This window comes from Xanthomonas sp. WHRI 7945 (assembly GCF_035026585.1).
Window position 1 is genome coordinate 23,137 of sequence record NZ_JAYIQP010000015.1, and the last position, 18,300, is coordinate 41,436.

Below are 18,300 nucleotides of genomic sequence, written 5' to 3' on the forward strand. Positions count from 1 at the left end.
CGTGACCTCGCGATGAGAGCCACCTGGCACAAGGCTGAGCGCGCCGCGCGTACGGCTGTCGAGCGGCACGGCGGCGGCTGGCGCGGCCTGCTTGCCGTTGCCGAGCGCAGCTGGAAGGTGCTGCGGGCGCTGGGCCTTGCCGGTTTCGTGCGGCGCTTGCGCAATGCCGCGCACGCGCAGGTGTCGGTAGCGCCGCCATCCGATGTCATGTTCCCCGCGCCAACGCCGATCGAGCGCGTGCAACTGCGCGTGGGCGTGATGGCCCATGTTTTTTACCCCGACCTTCTGGGCGAATTGGCCCAGGCGCTGACGGCCATGCCGGTGCCGTACGTGCTGATGGTTTCGGTCATCGACGACGACGCGCGTGCCGCTGCCCAACAGCACCTGTCGTCGTTGCCGAACCTGCAGACGCTGCAAGTACGCAAGGTCGCCAATCGTGGCCGCGACCTGGCGCCGTTGATCGTGACGTTCCGCGAGGACATTCTCGCGCTCGACGTCGTGGCGCACTGGCATACCAAGAAATCCCTATACACCGGCAGCGAACGCCGCGATTGGCGTGATTATTTGACCGCTGCCCTGTTCGGCTCAACACAGCGCATCGCCTGGACCCTCGGCATGTTCGATGCCGAGCCGAGACTGGGAATCGTCTACCCGGAAAGCTTTACCGGCATACCTCTGTGGGGCCACACCTGGCTCAGCAATCTGCAGGTTTGCCGCGAACTGGGACAGCAGCTGGGAATCGCCATTGATGCCTCTGCCTATATCGATTACCCGGCAGGCTCAATGTTCTGGGCACGAGTAACGGCATTGCAACCCATTTACGCACTTGGGTTGAGCTTGCAGGATTTCCCCGAAGAGCGCGGCCAGACCGATGGAACCCTACAGCATGCGCTGGAGCGGATGTTCGTGGCCGTGGTACGCCAACAAGGACTGCTGGCCGGCATCCTACCGCCGGATGGGCGGCTTGCACTGAGCACGGAAGGCAGCCGTAATTGGATGCAGGCCTTCCAGATGCCTCTGGCCACGCGCATGACCATGTCGGCGATCGAGGCAAAGCTGGTGTCGCTGGATGTTTTCGACACACTGGTGACGCGTCCGTTCCTGACCCCGGCCGGAGCACGCGCTTATCTTGCTCATCTGGCAGCCGAGACCCTTGGCGTCCCGGGGTTCGCCACGTTACGCGATCGTGCCGAAGCGCTAGCGCGTGCGGCTGCAGGACGTGACGTCGACCTAGACGCCATCTACGCCGCAATGGCACGGCTCGCAGAAGCGAAAGACCTGCCCTTGCAAGCGCTGCAGGCACTGGAACTGGATACCGAAGCACGTCTGCTGCAGCCGCGCCAGGCGCTGGTTGCCGCGGCCAATGCGCTTGCCGCCAGCGGCCGGCGCCTGGTCGCGGTGTCGGACATGTACCTGGGCAGCGCCGACCTGCAAAAGGTGTTGCCAGCAGCAGTCGGCGGACTGCCGCAAGCCTGGTATGTCTCTTGCGAAACCGGCTGGCGCAAGGATGACGGCCAGGCCTGGGAACAGCTGCCGGCGCGCGAAGGCGTGGCGGCACGGCACTGGATGCACATCGGCGACAACGAACAAGCGGATATCCAGCGCCCACAGATGCACGGCTATCTCACGCCCGTGCATGTTCTGCGACCATCGGCTTTGCTCGACGTGGTCCCGGCGTTGCGCCCGCTGCGACCTGCCGCGGGCGCATCCAGCCCCTGGCAGGATCAGTTGTGGCTGGGCCTACTCAGTCGCCACCTGGCGGATCTGGCCGATACCCGGCCGGAGCAGTTCGGCCACCATCTGCGCCTGGAGTCGCCGACCTCGCTCGGCTATCTGGTGTTTGGCCCGTTGCTCGCCGATTACCTGCTGTGGCTGTCGCGCGTGGCGCTGTCGCGCGGCATTGGCCAGATCCTATTCCTGAGCAGGGAAGGCTATCTGCTGCAAAAAGCGTTTGCGCAGCTGCAGGCGGCATGTCCGCCGCTGGCAGCGCTGCGCGACCGCTATCTGCTGGCCTCGCGCCGCGGCACCGGCGTACCGACGCTACGCGAGGCCAACGACCTGGAGGCATTGTTCGGCAGTACCTATACCGGCAGCCTGCAGGATCTGCTGCAGGCACGGCTCGGCACCGCTGCGACACGCGCGATCGCAGCGCAACTTGGCGCCGCAGACATGCGCGGCATGGTGATGTTGCCAGAGATGCGCACCGCTTTGCTGCAAAAATTGGCGCCTGCGATACCGGAACTGCTCGACGTCGCCGCCGTTGAACGCGAAGGCTATCTGCGTTACTGGCGCGCTACGGTCGATGACGCACCAGCCATGGTTGCCGACCTGGGCTACGCAGGCACAATTCAGGCGCAACTGGGCAGGTTGACTGGAACCACGCTGGGGGGCGGCTATTTCGCGGTGAACGACGGCATCGCTCAAATCCAGGCCAGCGGCTGGGCCGAAGCCCGTTACTTCGATGGCCGCAACGCGGATGCGGAAACCTCGGTGATCCTGCAACACGACTTGCTGCTGGAAACCTTCCTGACCGCACCGGATGGCCAGTTCTCACATTTCGCGTTGCGCGACGATGGCGAGGTCGAACCCGTCTTCGCCGACAACGACCTGGATCCCATGCACTTCGCCACGGTCGCCGCAGTCCAGCGAGGCGCGCTCGATTTCGTCGCCGACCTTTGCGCCATCGGCGGCAGCGAGACTTGGCAATTCGCGTTCGACCGCGCACTGATCCAGGCGCCATTGCGCTGCCTGGGCGAAGGCCGCTGGCAGGCCGGCGACTGGACGCGCGGCCTCGCAGTCAGCGATGCGTTCACTGGCCGCGGCCTGGTCGCCGTGGCCATCTGAGCGGCGTCCGCGCTCGCTGCAGCGTCACGCTCTGCGGAAAGGAACCCCGGTCTTGGCAACGAGTTCCGCCTCGTCCACGCCATCGGCCGCCTCCACCAGCACCAGTCCCTCCGCGGTCACGTCGAACACCGCCAGGTCGGTGATGATGCGGTCGACCACCGCCACGCCGGTCAGCGGCAGGTCGCAGTCGGGCAGGATCTTGTGGCTGCCGTCCTTGGCCACGTGCTCCATCAGCACCACCACGCGCTTGACCCCGGCGACCAGGTCCATCGCCCCGCCCATGCCCTTGACCATCTTGCCCGGCACCATCCAGTTGGCCAGGTCGCCGCGCGCGCTGACCTGCATCGCGCCCAGGATCGCCAGGTCGATGTGGCCGCCGCGGATCATCGCGAAGGAATCGTGGCTGCCGAAATAGCTGGCGCCGGCGCGGGCGGTGACGGTCTGCTTGCCGGCGTTGATCAGGTCGGCGTCGACCTCGTCCTCGCTCGGGAACGGGCCGATGCCGAGCAGGCCGTTCTCCGACTGCAGCCACACGTCCACGCCCTCGGGGATGTGGTTGGCGACCAGGGTCGGCAGGCCGATGCCCAGGTTCACGTAGGCGCCGTCGGTGAGTTCGCGGGCGGCGCGCTGCGCCATTTCGTCGCGGGTCCAGGCCATGTCAGGCGTCCTTCTGGCGCAGGGTGCGCTGTTCGATGCGTTTTTCCGGATGCGGGTTGTGCACGATGCGGTCGACGTAGATGCCGGGCAGGTGCACCTGGTCCGGATCGATGCTGCCGGTGTCGACGAGCTGCTCGACCTCGGCGATGCAGACCTTGCCGGCCATCGCGCAGGCCGGGTTGAAGTTGCGCGCGGTCTTGCGGAACACCAGGTTGCCGGCGGCGTCGGCCTTCCATGCCTTGATCAGGGCCACGTCGGCGTGCAGCGCGGTCTCCAGCACGTAGTGCTTGCCGTCGAACTCGCGCGTCTCCTTGCCCTCGGCGACGACGGTGCCGTAGCCGGTGGCGGTGAAGAACGCCGGGATGCCGGCGCCGCCGGCGCGCAGCCGTTCGGCCAGGGTGCCCTGCGGATTGAACTCCAGCTCCAGCTCGCCGGCCAGGTACTGGCGCTCGAATTCCTTGTTCTCGCCGACATAGGACGAGATCATCTTGCGGATCTGCCGGGTCGCCAGCAGTTGGCCGAGGCCGAAGCCGTCGACGCCGGCATTGTTGGAGATGACCGTAAGCCCGGTCACGGCGCTGTCGCGCAATGCCGCGATCAGCGCCTCGGGGATGCCGCACAGGCCGAAACCGCCGACCGCCAGGGTCTGGCCGTTCGCCACCACGTCGGCCAGCGCCGTGGCCGCATCGGGGAAAAGCTTGCCGCGTCGCCCGGTCGCCCGGGGGGAGGTGTCGCCCATTGGCCCGCATCCGCATTGGAAGTAGACAGCTAGTTTAGCCGCTCGCCGACCGTGGCCTACGTCGCACTGCCGCAACGACCGATTAAGGGCTGGAACGTTACACTCCGGTTTCCCCCAAGCCAGGACCCTTCACCTATGCCGCTTCCCGCATTCAAGGCCTACGACATCCGCGGCCGCGTTCCCGACGAACTGAACGAGGACCTGGCCCGCCGTATCGGCGTGGCGCTGGCGGGGCAATTGGAGAGCGGGCCGGTAGTGGTCGGCCACGACGTGCGCCTGGCCAGCCAGGGGCTGCAGGACGCGCTGTCGGCCGGCCTGCGCGCCAGCGGCCGCGAGGTCATCGACATCGGTCTGTGCGGCACCGAGGAAGTGTATTTCCAGACCGATCACCTGAAGGCCGCCGGCGGAGTGATGGTCACCGCCAGCCACAACCCGATGGACTACAACGGCATGAAGCTGGTGCGCGAGAACGCGCGCCCGATCAGCTCCGATACCGGCCTGTTCGCGATCCGCGACACCGTGGCCGCCGACACCGCGCCCGCCGGCACCCCGACCGCGGCCGAGCACAGCCGTCCGGACAAGAGCGCCTACATCGAGCACCTGCTGAGCTACGTGGACGTGTCCACGCTCAAGCCGCTGAAGCTGGTGGTCAACGCCGGCAACGGCGGCGCCGGCGCCATCGTCGACCTGCTGGCGCCGCACCTGCCGTTCGAGTTCGTGCGCGTGTTCCACGAACCGGACGGCCACTTCCCCAACGGCATCCCGAACCCGCTGCTGCCGGAGAACCGCGAGGCCACGGCCACGGCGGTCAAGCAACACGGCGCAGACTTCGGCATCGCCTGGGACGGCGATTTCGACCGCTGCTTCTTCTTCGACGAGAACGGCCGCTTCATCGAAGGCTATTACCTGGTCGGCCTGCTGGCGCAGGCGATCCTGGCCAAGCAGCCGGGCGGGAAGGTGGTGCACGACCCGCGCCTGACCTGGAACACGATCGAGATGGTGGAGGATTCCGGCGGCGTGCCGGTGCTGTGCAAGAGCGGCCATGCCTTCATCAAGGAGAAGATGCGCAGCGAAAACGCCGTGTACGGCGGCGAGATGAGCGCACACCACTATTTCCGCGAGTTCGCCTACGCCGACTCGGGCATGATCCCGTGGCTGCTGATCGCCGAACTGGTGTCGCAGTCGGGCCGCTCGCTGGCCGACCTGGTCGAGGCGCGCATGCAGAAATTCCCATGCAGCGGCGAGATCAACTTCAAGGTCGCCGATGCCAAGGCCGCGGTGGCCCGCGTGATGGAGCACTACGCCGCGCAGTCGCCGACGCTGGACTACACCGACGGCGCCAGCGCCGAATTCGCGCAGTGGCGCTTCAACCTGCGCAGTTCCAATACCGAACCGCTGCTGCGCCTGAACGTGGAAACGCGTGGTGATGCGGCGCTGCTGGAACAGCGCACCATTGAAATCTCCAACCTGCTGAAAGCATGATCGGCTTCATGTCTTCCACCATTTCCTTCAACGCATCTATGGAGTTCCCCCGCCCATGAGCGACGTCCTGCCCATCATCCTGTCCGGCGGTTCCGGCACGCGGTTGTGGCCGCTGTCCCGCGAGTCCTATCCGAAGCAGTTCCTGCCGCTGGTCGGCGAACACAGCATGCTGCAGGCCACCTGGCTACGTGCAGCACCGGTCGCCGGGCACGCACCGATCGTGGTCGCCAACGAAGAGCACCGCTTCGTCGCCGCCGAACAACTGCAGCAGATCGGCGTGCAGCCGCAGTCGATCCTGCTCGAGCCCAAGGGTCGCAATACCGCGCCGGCCATCGCCGTGGCGGCGCTGGAGGCGACCCGCGACGGCGCCGATCCGCTGCTGCTTGTCCTTCCCTCCGACCACGTGATCCGCGACGAAGCGGCCTTCCATGCCGCGGTACGCATCGCCGCGACCGCCGCCGAGCAAGGCAAGCTGGTCACCTTCGGGATCAAGCCGACCGCGCCGGAAACCGGCTACGGCTACATCAAGGCCGGCGCCGGCAACGGGGTCAGCGCGGTCGAGCGCTTCGTCGAGAAACCCGACCTGGCGACCGCGCAGGGCTACCTGGCCTCGGGCGAGTACTACTGGAACAGCGGCATGTTCCTGTTCCGCGCCTCGCGTTACCTGGAGGAACTGCGCCGCTTCCAGCCGGCGATCGCCGATGCCTGCACCAAGGCCTGGAACGCGGCCACGCGCGATGCCGATTTCACCCGTCTGGACAAGGACGCCTTTGCCGCCAGCCCATCCGACTCGATCGACTATGCCGTGATGGAAAAGACCGCCGATGCGGTCGTGGTGCCGCTGGACGCCAACTGGAACGATGTGGGCTCTTGGTCGGCGTTGCTGGACGTGTCGCCGCAGGACGCGCAGGGCAATGCGCACCACGGCGACGTGATCGAGATCGACTGCCGCAACACCTATGCCTACGGTTCGCGGCTGATCGCGATGGTCGGGCTGCAGGACGTGGTGGTGGTCGAGACCGACGACGCGGTGCTGGTCGGCCATCGCGAGCGCATCCAGGAGGTCAAGGAGATCGTGGCCAGGATCAAGGCCAGCGGCCGCTCCGAGGCTACTTGGCACCGCAAGGTGTACCGCCCGTGGGGCGCCTACGATTCGATCGACAACGGCCAGCGTTTCCAGGTCAAGCGGATCACAGTCAAGCCCGGCGCCACGCTGAGCCTGCAGATGCACCACCACCGCGCCGAACACTGGATCGTGGTCAGCGGCACCGCCGAGGTCACCCGCGGCGAGGACGTGCTGCTGCTCACCGAGAACCAGAGCACCTACATCCCGTTGGGCGTGACCCATCGCCTGAAGAACCCGGGCAAGCTGCCGCTGGAGCTGATCGAAGTGCAGTCCGGCAGCTATCTGGGCGAGGACGACATCGTGCGCTTCGAGGATACCTACGGGCGCACCTGAGTCCTGCCGCAGCGGCAAGAAAAGAGCCGGGGATTCCCCGGCTCTTTATTCTATCTGCTTCAAGCGCGCGCGGCGCCTTATGCGGGTTTCGGTTGTGCAGCCAGCTCACCGATCACCTGGCGCAGGCCATCGCGCCATTGCGGCAGCGCAAGCGAAAAATCGCGCTGCAGCCTGGACACATCCAGCCGCGAATACGCCGGGCGCTTGGCCGGGGTCGGATACTCGGCCGTGGCAATCGGCAGCACGCGCGGCGCACGCGTCAGCAAGCCCACCGCGAGCGCGTCCTCAAAGATCGCTTCGGCGAAACCGTGCCAGGTGGTCTCGCCGGCGGCGGTCAGGTGCCAGGTGCCCGATTGCGCGACATCGCGCTGCCCGAGCACCTGCGCGGTGACGTCGGCGATCAGCGCCGCCGGCGTCGGCGTACCGACCTGGTCGGCGACCACGCGCAGCTCATCGCGCTCGGCGCCGACACGCAGCATGGTGCGCAGGAAATTGTTTCCATGCGCGGCGTACACCCAGGCGGTGCGGAAGATCAGGTGCTGCGCACCCGAGGCGCGGATCGCCTCTTCGCCGGCGAGCTTGGTGGCGCCATACACGCCCAGCGGCGCGGTTGGCGCGTCCTCGGGATACGGATGGGTGCCCTGGCCATCGAAGACGTAGTCGGTGGAGTAATGCACCAGCGGCACGCCGTGCGCGGCGCACCAGTTGGCGATGGCCGCAGGCGCCTCGGCGTTAACGCGCATGGCAGCATCGCGCTCGTGCTCGGCCCGATCCACCGCGGTGTAGGCGGCCGCGTTGACGACGGCAGCCGGGCGCTCTGCATCGAGCAATGCATGCAAGTTGCCAGGACGATCTAAATCGGCCCGCACGCATGGACCACCATCAGGCAGGTTGCCGCTGCGCGTGGCCGCCACTACTTCGAATCCCGCCAAGGCACGCAACAGTTCATGGCCGACTTGCCCGTTACCACCGAACAGCAGCACCTTCATGGCGCATAGACCGGCAACCTTTCCTCAGCGATCTGATTCAGGAAAGGTGCCTCCTGATCCTTCTTCGACAGCACCGGCGTACCGATCGGCCAATCGACGGCCAGGTCTGCGTCATTCCAGCGAATCCCTCGATCTGCTTCATGGACATAGACGTCGGTGCATAGATAATTGAACAGCGCCGTCTCGGACAGAACCGCGAATCCATGGGCAAAACCCGGCGGAATCCAGAACTGTCGCCGGTTGCTCGCGCCGAGGATCACAGCCTCCCATTGACCGAAAGTTGGTGAACCCCGACGGATGTCCACCGCCACGTCGTAGACCTCGCCCTCCAGCACGGTCACCAGCTTTCCTTGCGGACGTGGCCATTGATAATGCAAGCCGCGCAAAACCCCTTTTTCTGATGAAGAAACGTTGCTTTGCACGAAATTGGCAGGCAATCCCTGATCAGCGAAGCGGCCCGCATTCCATGTTTCAAAGAAGAAGCCACGAGAGTCGCCGAAAACCATAGGTTCTAGAATCTTGCAACCTGGAAGCGATGTCTCGATCACATTCATCGCACTACACCCCGTTTCAGCAACTTGTGCAGGTATTGGCCATAGCCGCTCTTTGACAGCGGCGCAGCGAGTGCCTCTAGTTGCTCGGCATTGATCCAGCCCTTCCAGAACGCAATCTCTTCAGGACAACAGACCTGCAGGCCCTGGCGGGTCTGGATGGTCTCAATGAAGTTCGATGCTTCCAGCAAGGATTGGTGCGTCCCTGTATCGAGCCACGCATAACCGCGACCGAGCGTCTCCAGATGCAGCTGTCCCGCCTCTAAATAACAACGGTTCAGATCAGTGATCTCCAGTTCCCCGCGCGGCGACGGCTCTAGCGCAGCTGCATACGCAGAAGCGTTGCCGTCGTAGAAGTACAGCCCGGTGACCGCGTAGCTCGAGCGCGGCTGCGTCGGCTTTTCCTCAATCGCGATGACGCGCCCCTCGGCATCGAACTCGGCGACGCCATAGCGCTCAGGGTCGTTGACCCAATAGCCGAATACGGTGGCGCCGTCCTGACGTGCATCTGCGCGCCCGAGCAGGTCGATAAGCCCATGACCATGGAAGATGTTATCCCCCAGCACCAGACAACTCGGCTTGCCGGCGACGAATTCGCGTCCGATCAGGTAAGCCTGCGCCAACCCATCCGGGCTCGGTTGAATCGCATACTCGATGCTCATGCCCCACTGTGATCCGTCGCCTAGCAAAGCGCGGAACAGCGCCTGCTCGTGCGGCGTATTGATGATCAGCACCTCGCGGATGCCGGCCAGCATCAGCACGCTGAGCGGGTAGTAGATCATCGGCTTGTCGTACACCGGCAGCAGCTGCTTGCTGACGCCCTTGGTGATCGGATACAGCCGGGTGCCGGAGCCGCCGGCCAGGATGATGCCTTTGCGTTGGGTCATGAGGTGCTTCCTAGAGAAGTCCGCGCATGGATGTGCGGGCTCTGGCGAGAGACTCGCGTTATGCCGCCGTACCGATGCGTTCCAGCCGGTAGCTGCCGTCGAGCACGCCCTGCACCCAGGCCTGGTTGGCCAGGTACCAATCCACCGTGATGGCGATGCCCTGCTCGAAGCTGTACTTCGGCTCCCAACCCAGCTCGTCCTTCAGCTTGGACGCATCGATGGCGTAACGGCGGTCGTGGCCGGGCCGGTCCGCGACATGGGTGATCTGGCTGACGCGGGGCTTGCCGTCGGCGCGCGGACGGCGCGCATCGAGCAGCGCGCAGATCGCCTGCACCACTTCGATGTTCTGCTTTTCGGAGTTGCCGCCGACGTTGTAGGTCTCGCCGACCCGGCCCTTTGCCAGTACGGTGCGGATCGCCTCGCAATGGTCGCCGACGAACAGCCAGTCGCGCACCTGCTTGCCGTCGCCGTACACCGGCAGCGGCTCGCCGGCCAGCGCCTTGGCGATCACCAGCGGGATGAGCTTTTCGGGGAAGTGGTAGGGGCCGTAGTTGTTCGAGCAGTTGGTGGTCAGCACCGGCAGCCCGTAGGTGTGGTGGAACGCGCGCACCAGGTGATCGGAGGCGGCCTTGGAGGCCGAGTATGGCGAATTGGGCGCGTACGGCGTGGTCTCGCTGAACTTGCCGGTCTCGCCGAGCGTGCCGTAGACCTCGTCGGTGGACACGTGCAGGAAGCGGAACGCGTCGCGGCGCGCCTCGGGCAACGCCTTCCAGTGGTCGCGCACCGCTTCGAGCAGGCCCAGCGTCCCCACCACGTTGGTCTGGATGAAGGCGCCGGGGCCGTCGATGGAGCGGTCGACATGGCTTTCCGCGGCGAAGTTCAGCACCGCATCGGGCTGATGCGCATCGAGCAAGCGCGCGACCAGTTCGCGGTCGCCGATATCGCCCTGCACAAAGACGTGGTCGGGGTTGCCCTCCAGCGATGCCAACGTGTTCAGATTGCCGGCGTAGGTCAACGCGTCCAGGTTGATCACGCGGACGCCACGCGACACCGCCTCCAGCACGAAATTGCCGCCGATGAACCCGGCGCCGCCGGTTACAAGCCAAGTAGCCACTGTCACGTCTCCTGATCGGGCGCTGCAGGGCGCTCCGCTGTCCCAAACCCGACAGGATATACGCTTTGCCCGGGACGGTCGCCTCTGCCCAGCGCCGCAGGTTCAGGCTCGGGCAGCAATGCCAAGCCGCCACCATACGCCCTCGCATGGTCCATCGCCGGCGGTTAGAATCCACCGACTGCCCCGTGCCAGCCGCCGCGGCCGGGCCTTCCCGCACTGCTGAAGGATCTCGTACAAGATGAAAATCCTCGTCGCCTACAAGCGCGTGGTGGACTACAACGTCCGCATCCAGGTCAAGCCGGACGGCTCCGGCGTCGTGACCGAGGGCGTCAAGCTTTCCCCCAACCCGTTCGACGAAATCGCCCTGGAAGAAGCGCTGCGCCTGCGCGACGCCGGCATCGCCACGGAGGTCGTGGTCGTCACCCTGGCCCCGGCCGATGCCGCCGCACACCTGCGCAATGGCCTGGCGATGGGCGCCAACCGCGCCATCCACGTCGTCACCGACGCCGCGATCCAGCCGCTGACCGCCGCCCGCACGCTGCTCAAGCTGGTCGAGCAGGAGCAGCCGGACCTGGTCATCCTCGGCAAGCAGGCGATCGACGACGACGCCAACCAGACCGGGCAGATGCTGGCCACGCTGTGGGGCCGCCCGCAGGCGACCTTCGCCGGCAAGCTGGTCGTCGCCGACGGCAAGGCCACGGTGACCCGCGAAGTCGACGCCGGCCTGGAAACGCTGGAAGTGGACCTGCCGGCGGTGGTGACCACCGACCTGCGCCTGAACGAGCCGCGCTTCATCAAGCTGCCGGACATCATGAAGGCCAAGAGCAAGCCGCTGCAGACCCTGGCCTTCGCCGACCTGAGCGTGGAATCCAACGACAGCCTCGCCACCACCCACTACGCCCCGCCGCCCAAGCGCAGCCGCGGCGTGATGGTCAAGGACGCCGCCGAACTGGTGGCCGCACTCAAGCAGAAGGGGTTGTTGTAATGGCCAAGATCCTCGTCGTCGCCGAACACCTGAACGGCCAGCTCAACGCGGCCACCGCCAAGACCGTCAGCGCCGCGCAGGCGCTGTCGCCGGAGTCCATCGACATCGTGGTGCTGGCCGCCGACCCGGCCACCGTCGCCGTCCAAGCCGCGCAGATCGCCGGCGTCGGCCGCGTGCTTACCGTCGCCGACCCGGCCAACGAACACGCCATCGCGCAGGTGCTGGGGCCACAGATCGCGCAGCTGGCGCAGGGCTACAGCCACGTGTTCGGCCCCTCCACCACCTTCGGCAAGGACCTGATGCCGGTGGTCGCCGCACTGCTCGGCGTCAACCAGATCTCCGACCTGATGGCGGTCGATGGCAACTACGCCTTCAAGCGCCCGATCTACGCCGGCAACGCGATCATCAGCGTGCAGGCGCCGGCCGACCAGACCGTGGTCGCCACCGTGCGCAGCGCCTCCTGGCCGGAAGCGGCGCAGGGCGGCAGCGCGGCGATCGAAGCGGCCAGCGTCACCGCCACGCTGCCCACCCATACCCGCTTCGTCGGCCTGGCCGCAGGCACGTCCGACCGCCCCGACCTGCAGAGCGCCAAGCGCGTGGTCTCCGGCGGCCGCGGCGTGGGCTCGGCGGACAACTTCAAGCACATCTACAGCCTGGCCGACAAGCTCGGCGCGGCGGTGGGCGCCTCGCGCGCGGCAGTGGATGCCGGCTACGTGCCCAACGAACTGCAGGTCGGCCAGACCGGCAAGATCATCGCCCCGGACCTGTACGTGGCCATCGGCATCTCCGGCGCGATCCAGCACCTGACCGGGATCAAGGACGCCGGCACTATCGTGGCGATCAACAAGGATGCGGAATCGCCGATCTTCGAGATCGCGGATATCGGCTTGGTAGGTGACTTGTTCACGTTGTTGCCGGAGTTGGAAATGGCGCTGGGCTGAACACAGCGCTCCGCGTGGCCGCAACCAGCGGGGGCGGCCACCAACGCGGCCGAGCGCGTACAGCAGGGAATGGCCGCGGGCAGGACAATTGCGGCAAAAATCCCTACACTCCCTACATTCATGTTGGTCAACAACCCTCCGAGACCTAGGGTCAGGGTGACCGCGGCCATCAATGGAACCCGAGTAGCGGCAATTATGATCGTAGGCAACGGATTGCTCGCATCCGCGTTCGAGCAAAAGGCAATAGAGACGCTTGGCGCGACCATCTTTGCGTCCGGAGTATCCAACTCCAATGAAGTCGATCCGGCAGCCTATGCGCGGGAGAAAAAGCTGCTCTCCGAGCATTTGAAATTGGCGCGTGGCACTTTCGTCTACTTCAGTACCTGCAGCATCGCTGACCCCGATCGCGGCGTAGGTGCCTATGCTCGGCACAAGAAGTTGATGGAGGAGGAGGTCGCCACTCGCGACGACTACCTCATTCTGCGACTACCGCAGGTGGTCGGCCATACGGCAAATCCGAATACATTGACGAACTTTCTGGCCAGCCGCATCGCCGAAGGCGTGAAGATCCCGCTGTGGTCCGGGGCGATCCGCTGCCTCGTCGATGTGGAACATGTCGCAGCAATCACCCTGGAGCTGTTGCGCCAGCCACGTCCCATGCGCGTGCTGGGCGACATTGCGCCACCCGAAGTGGTGACCATGCCGGAGCTAATCGATATGCTCGAATCCGTGATGGGGGTTCGTACGCAGCGCGAACTGATCGATCGAGGCGGCGGCAGTCGACCGGATCCCGAGCTGATGCTGTCGCTATCGCATAGGTTGGGGCTGGACATCAGCACCGGCTACACTGCGCGCCTTCTTCGTAAATACTATGGCCGCCCCGATGCGCCGTGAGATGTATGAGCTTTCGGTCGTCATTCCCGTCTACCGAAGCGAATCGATCCTGCCTGCACTGGCGCAAAAGCTTGAGGAGACGCTCCCTCCCCTCTTCGGCGATTCGTTCGAAGTGATCCTGGTCAACGACTGCAGCCCAGACCGGTCTCGAGAAGTCCTGCTTGAGCTAGCGCGGGACAGGATCTGGTGGAAGGTTGTTAGTCTGCGTAAGAACGCCGGCCAGCACAATGCGATCATGAGCGGGCTGCGCATGGCTCGTGGCAAGCGCATCGTCACAATGGACGATGACCTGCAGCATTCGCCAACAGACATCCCTAAGTTGCTGAGCGCCCTTGACGCGAGCTATGACGTATGCTACGCAAGCTTTCACGCCAAGCGACACGCCCTGTGGAAGCGCCTGGGAAGCAGCTTCAACGACCGGATGGCCACTCGCCTGCTCGACAAGCCAAGAGGACTGTACCTCTCTCCGTTCAGGGCCATGGTCTCGGGCGTACGTGACGAATTGGTCAAATTCACCGGCCCTAACGTCTATCTGGATGGACTCATTCTCACCACGACGAGCCGGATCACCAGCATCACCATCGATCACCACGCGCGGGCCGACGGCCAGTCGGGCTATAGCCTGCGGAAGTCGATTTCGCTGTGGCTCAAGATGGCGACCAGTTTCTCCGTGTTGCCGTTGCGGCTTGCGTCACTGATGGGTATTGCACTCTCCGCGCTTGGGTTCCTGCTAGCCGTGGCCTTCGTCATCCAGCGATTCACCATCAACGCGATGCCGGTTGGCTGGTCCTCACTGATCGTATCGGCACTGATTATCGGTGGCGCGCAGTTGCTCGCACTCGGAGTGATTGGCGAATACGTAGGCCGCGTCCTCCGGCACGTGAACGCAAGCCCGCAGGCGGTAGTCGAAACAACGGCGAACTTCGACGACAACTCGAACGAGTCGGAAGCATGAAGATGCTACGCACCGCCATTTCCGATCCGCGCCTGCGTCAGTTCGTCCTGTATGCCGTTTGCGGGGGAACTGGCGTCCTGGTCGACTTGTCACTGTATACGCTGCTGGTTTGGCTGGATTTCAACTACCAGGCGGCCAATGCAGCGGGCTACGCCGCCGGCACGCTCGTCAGCTTCACCCTGAACCGGCATTTCACATTCCAGGCCTACGACAAGACCTTGCAGCGCCTCGGGCTCTTCTTCGCGGCCGCCTTGGTCGGGTATCTAGCCTCCAGCGCCCTGTTATGGCTCCTGGTAGGCGTGCTCGGCTGGGCACCGCTGCCTGCGAAAGTCGCTACGCTATTTTTCGTGCTGATTCTGCAATTTTCGCTGAATCGGGCAATCACTTTCAAAGCATCAATGGGCAAATCAAGCAAATGAGCAACCAATTCCATACTGCTGTCGTCGGCGGCGGCTTCGCCGGCCTGTCTGTGGCATATGAGATCGCCAAGGCCGGGAAGCGCGTGGTCGTCATCGAGCGCGATGGCGAGTTGGGCGGCCTCGCCGGCGGCTTCAAGGTGGGCAATGAAGTGCTTGAGAAGTTCTACCATCATTGGTTCAACAATGATGCGGAGATCTTCAAGCTGATCGAAGAACTCGGCGAGCAGGAAAATATCCTGCTCAGGCCCACCCGCACCGGCATGTACTACGCCGATCAGTTCTTCCGGCTGAGCACGCCGATGGACCTGCTTCGCTTCAAGGCGCTGCCATTCCATGACCGAATCCGGCTCGGCATCGCCGTGCTCCGTGCACGCTCGGTAAAGGACTGGAAGCAACTGGAGAAGCTGAGTGCCAAGGAATGGTTGATCGACCTGTGCGGGCAGAAGGCATACGACGTCGTCTGGGATCCGCTCTTGGTCGGAAAGTTCGGCGATGTCGCCGATGATGTTTCGGCAGTCTGGTTCTGGAAGAAGCTGGTCCTTCGCGGCGGAAGCCGCAGCAGTTCTGGCGACGAGGTCTTGGCCTATTACAAGGGCGGCTTCGCGGAACTGGCGAACCGCCTAGGCAAAGAGATCGTCAATCTTGGTGGCCAGATTCGACTATCGACTGAAGCGCTCCGAGTGATGACCGACGCCGGGCGTGCGACTGGCGTCGAGACGAGCGACGGTCCCGTGGCCGCGGAGAATGTAGTGATTTCGACTGCATTTCCGATCACTGCAGATCTGCTCGAAGGGGGCGTGCCCGAGGACTATCTCCAGAGACTGCGCCGCGTCCGCTATCTGTCCAATGTCTGCATGGTCCTCAGCCTGGATCGCAGCTTGTCCGATACATACTGGCTCAACGTCAACGACCCCGGCTTCCCTTACGTAGGCGTCATCGAACACACCAATTTCGAGCCGCCAAGCTCTTACGGCGGCCGCCACATCGTGTATCTGTCCAAGTATCTGCCGCCGAGCCACGAGATGTATACGATGAGCGACGAGGAACTGCTCGATTTCTCGGTGCCACACCTGAAGAAGATGTTTCCCGAGTTCGACCGCAGCTGGATCCAAGACGTTCATGTGTGGCGAGCCGACTACGCGCAGCCGATCGCCGAGAAGCACTATTCGCAGCTGGTGCCAGGACGAGCCACGCCGCTGGCGAATACCTTCGTTACCAGTATGGCCCAGGTTTATCCGGAGGATCGCGGCACCAACTACGCAGTACGCGAAGGCCGCGACCTGGCGCGCAGCATCCTCTCCACGGAGCGGCCCGCCGGGTGAGCACGGAATATGTCGTGCAGGGCGCGGACGACGTCCTGCGCCGACTTTCTCCGGCGCAACGCAGGCTCCGGGTAGCGCTCACCTACCTGATCGCAATGCTCATCCTCACCTCCCTCATATACGTTGTGTTGGCACGATTGCCGGCTGTGCGAATCGGAGACGGGGCCGAGTACTACGCTATGGAACTGGCCGTCAGTCAGGAGCACAGGCCATTCGTTGCGGCTCCCACCTGGGCGGCATATGAGCAAATCTGGAAGCAGGGGAGCGTGGCTTCCCTGCAGACAGCCGATCAACTCAAATCTGTTTACGTGCCGCTCACGCGCGAGGGCGAGACCGACTTCAACCATTTCTGGTTCTATCCCCTGATGGCGAGCGTGGCCAGCGCACCGGGGAAGTATCTAGGGCTGGCCGACGCCTCTCATGCGCGCTTCATGCTGCTGCACGCCCTACTGATCGCGGGGCTGCTGCTGCTGTGTTTTCGTACGCACGGTTTCAAAGGCATGCTTGCCGCAACAGCGCTGATCGTCACGTCGCCAGCGCTGTGGTACGTCAACAAGGTTCACACCGAGTTGTTCACCGTTGTACTGACGACGGCTGCAGTTTGCCTGGCATTGAAGCGGCAGTGGGCCTTTTCCGGGTTATTACTGGCGATGGTGACCACTCAGAACATCAGCTTCGTTCTTCCCGCCATTGCGGCATGCCTGTTTGCCCTTGCAGCCTATCGCACTGAGGATGACCCCGCGCCGGGTCTGATGGATACATTGGCGCTCGTCATGGCGGCGATCATCGCGCTACTCCATCCGCTCTATTATTTCTCGCGCTATGGGGGCCTCACTCCGCAATTGATCAACAAGGGCGCCGAGGTATCGCATCTGGACGTCTTTTCGTCTATTCAATACCTGCTCGACCCCGACGTCGGACTGCTCCCGAATTGGCCGCTTGGCGTGCTCCTCCTTGTCCTTGCAGCGCACGGGCTGTACCGCCGCCGGCTTCCGCTGCCAAGGCCGAGCATGGCAGCGTTCACGGCCATCTTCGTGCTGGCAGCAATGGCCGCTCAGGCGGCCACGACCAACATCAATTCGGGTGGCACCGCAGGTCCAGCGCGATACGGCCTTTGGTATCTCTGTCTGTTCTACCCCATCGTTGCATTGTTGAAGCCTCTGTCGGCGAGCCGCCTGAACCGCTGGATCGCCCGCGCCTGCTGGTTTGTTGCAATGGTTGCCGCCACCATCGGGGTTCGCGACTACCTGCCAAACAAGCCCGAGTCCTACACCAGTCCGAGCCGTGCCGCTTCGCTGATCTACGGGCACGCACCTTGGCTATGGAATCCGAGCCCGGAAGTCTTCGCCGAACGCAACGCACAGCTGGGAGAGCGCACGCCCCCGGGCCCCGCTCTCGTGCTCGGCCAGGGTTGTCGCAAAGCCCTGTTTCTTCCAGGAACCGAAAGCCATGTCGCGCTGTACCCTGCCGGCGCCTGTGGCCTCACCGCCGCCGCCGGGGCCAAGCTCATTGGCAGCCAGTTTCCGTTGCTACCGCAAGAACCGACGTATTTTTCTGTCAATCTGGAAGATGTCGCATCGATGAAAGGGGTGCTGTCGGCGACACAGCCAGCAGGCCCCACCGAATTGCGCGCGTACCTTGGCGATGGGTGGTCGTCCGACGAGCCATGGGGCGTTTGGTCGCTTGGAATGCACTCAAGCCTTCATCTCCGATTGGAGCGGCCTGCGGCCCAGGGGGCGGCGCTGATACTGCGCGCCAACGGACTTTGGCACGGCGAGCGGCATGCGATGACGGTCTCCGCACGGGTGAACGGTGGCCCATGGCAGACACGCACCATGACCGCCTCTGAACCCCAACCTGCAGTCGTGCCTATCAGGTTGCCGGCGCTACCGGCGGGCGCAGACGTCCTTGTGGAGTTGCGATACGACAAACCCGCTTCTCCTGCGAGCCTGGGCCTTTCCCAGGACACTCGGGAGCTTGGCATCGGCCTGGTGTCCCTGGAATTTTCGCCACATTCGTAGCTAAGACGCCTCCGCCCGCCGAGAGAAGCAGCGCCAACGTG

The 18,300-nt window shown here is 64.4% G+C and carries 16 protein-coding genes; 10 read left to right on the plus strand and 6 right to left on the minus strand.

The window, feature by feature from the left end:
* Positions 1–12: 12 nt before the first annotated feature.
* A complete protein-coding gene (locus VDQ83_RS13400; protein WP_455435313.1) occupies positions 13–2,844 on the plus strand; it encodes a rhamnan synthesis F family protein in 2,832 nt (943 codons plus the stop codon).
* A gap of 24 nt (positions 2,845–2,868) precedes the next feature.
* Here the strand turns inward: VDQ83_RS13400 and VDQ83_RS13405 are convergent, their stop codons facing one another.
* Both VDQ83_RS13405 and VDQ83_RS13410 read right to left on the minus strand, forming a co-directional pair.
* Positions 2,869–3,501, minus strand: coding sequence for a CoA transferase subunit B (locus VDQ83_RS13405; RefSeq protein ID WP_455435314.1), 633 nt, complete (start codon positions 3,499–3,501; stop codon positions 2,869–2,871).
* Position 3,502: 1 nt separating this feature from the next.
* Positions 3,503–4,240, minus strand: a complete 738-nt coding sequence (locus tag VDQ83_RS13410; protein WP_263397172.1) for a CoA transferase subunit A — start codon at positions 4,238–4,240, stop codon at positions 3,503–3,505.
* Positions 4,241–4,375: 135 nt separating this feature from the next.
* Between VDQ83_RS13410 and VDQ83_RS13415 the strand changes: the two genes are divergently transcribed.
* Both VDQ83_RS13415 and VDQ83_RS13420 read left to right on the plus strand, forming a co-directional pair.
* Positions 4,376–5,722: a phosphomannomutase gene (locus tag VDQ83_RS13415; RefSeq protein WP_455435315.1), complete on the plus strand. Its 1,347-nt coding sequence runs from the start codon at positions 4,376–4,378 to the stop codon at positions 5,720–5,722.
* A gap of 55 nt (positions 5,723–5,777) precedes the next feature.
* Positions 5,778–7,181, plus strand: a complete 1,404-nt coding sequence (locus tag VDQ83_RS13420) for a mannose-1-phosphate guanylyltransferase/mannose-6-phosphate isomerase (RefSeq protein ID WP_263397170.1) — start codon at positions 5,778–5,780, stop codon at positions 7,179–7,181.
* 77 nt (positions 7,182–7,258) lie between these two features.
* Here VDQ83_RS13420 and rfbD read toward each other — a convergent pair whose 3' ends face one another.
* Genes rfbD through rfbB form a run of 4 tightly spaced genes read right to left on the minus strand, consistent with a single transcriptional unit; the run spans position 7,259 to position 10,722 of the window.
* On the minus strand, positions 7,259–8,170 hold the full coding sequence (gene rfbD / locus VDQ83_RS13425) for a dTDP-4-dehydrorhamnose reductase (RefSeq protein WP_455435316.1): 912 nt from the start codon (positions 8,168–8,170) through the stop codon (positions 7,259–7,261).
* Complete coding sequence (gene rfbC / locus VDQ83_RS13430) at positions 8,167–8,724, minus strand: dTDP-4-dehydrorhamnose 3,5-epimerase (protein WP_455435317.1); 558 nt, start codon at positions 8,722–8,724, stop codon at positions 8,167–8,169. Before rfbC ends, rfbD begins: the two co-directional genes overlap by 4 nt.
* The gene (gene rfbA / locus VDQ83_RS13435; protein ID WP_455435318.1) at positions 8,721–9,608 is read right to left on the minus strand and encodes a glucose-1-phosphate thymidylyltransferase RfbA; all 888 of its coding nucleotides are present in this window, start codon (positions 9,606–9,608) and stop codon (positions 8,721–8,723) included. Before rfbA ends, rfbC begins: the two co-directional genes overlap by 4 nt.
* Before the next feature lie 58 nt (positions 9,609–9,666).
* Positions 9,667–10,722, minus strand: a complete 1,056-nt coding sequence (rfbB, locus tag VDQ83_RS13440; protein ID WP_263397166.1) for a dTDP-glucose 4,6-dehydratase — start codon at positions 10,720–10,722, stop codon at positions 9,667–9,669.
* Positions 10,723–10,960: 238 nt separating this feature from the next.
* Here rfbB and VDQ83_RS13445 point away from each other — a divergent pair, with 238 nt between their 5' ends.
* From VDQ83_RS13445 to VDQ83_RS13475, 7 genes are all read left to right on the plus strand, one after another.
* Complete coding sequence (locus tag VDQ83_RS13445) at positions 10,961–11,707, plus strand: electron transfer flavoprotein subunit beta/FixA family protein (RefSeq protein WP_455435319.1); 747 nt, start codon at positions 10,961–10,963, stop codon at positions 11,705–11,707.
* On the plus strand, positions 11,707–12,648 hold the full coding sequence (locus tag VDQ83_RS13450; protein ID WP_455435320.1) for an electron transfer flavoprotein subunit alpha/FixB family protein: 942 nt from the start codon (positions 11,707–11,709) through the stop codon (positions 12,646–12,648). Before VDQ83_RS13445 ends, VDQ83_RS13450 begins: the two co-directional genes overlap by 1 nt.
* Positions 12,649–12,843: 195 nt before the next feature.
* Positions 12,844–13,542, plus strand: coding sequence for an NAD-dependent epimerase/dehydratase family protein (locus VDQ83_RS13455; protein WP_455435321.1), 699 nt, complete (start codon positions 12,844–12,846; stop codon positions 13,540–13,542).
* Positions 13,520–14,497 carry a glycosyltransferase family 2 protein gene (locus VDQ83_RS13460; protein ID WP_263397162.1) on the plus strand — a complete coding sequence of 326 codons (978 nt, stop codon included), beginning with the start codon at positions 13,520–13,522 and terminating at the stop codon, positions 14,495–14,497. Before VDQ83_RS13455 ends, VDQ83_RS13460 begins: the two co-directional genes overlap by 23 nt.
* Positions 14,494–14,916 (plus strand): GtrA family protein, encoded by a 423-nt coding sequence (locus VDQ83_RS13465; protein ID WP_455435322.1) that lies wholly within the window; start codon positions 14,494–14,496, stop codon positions 14,914–14,916. Before VDQ83_RS13460 ends, VDQ83_RS13465 begins: the two co-directional genes overlap by 4 nt.
* Entirely contained in the window at positions 14,913–16,238 is a 1,326-nt protein-coding gene (locus tag VDQ83_RS13470) for an NAD(P)/FAD-dependent oxidoreductase (protein ID WP_455435323.1), read from the plus strand. The genes VDQ83_RS13465 and VDQ83_RS13470 overlap by 4 nt, the downstream gene beginning before the upstream one ends.
* Positions 16,235–18,259: a hypothetical protein gene (locus tag VDQ83_RS13475; protein WP_455435324.1), complete on the plus strand. Its 2,025-nt coding sequence runs from the start codon at positions 16,235–16,237 to the stop codon at positions 18,257–18,259. The genes VDQ83_RS13470 and VDQ83_RS13475 overlap by 4 nt, the downstream gene beginning before the upstream one ends.
* The last annotated feature ends 41 nt before the right edge of the window (positions 18,260–18,300 follow it).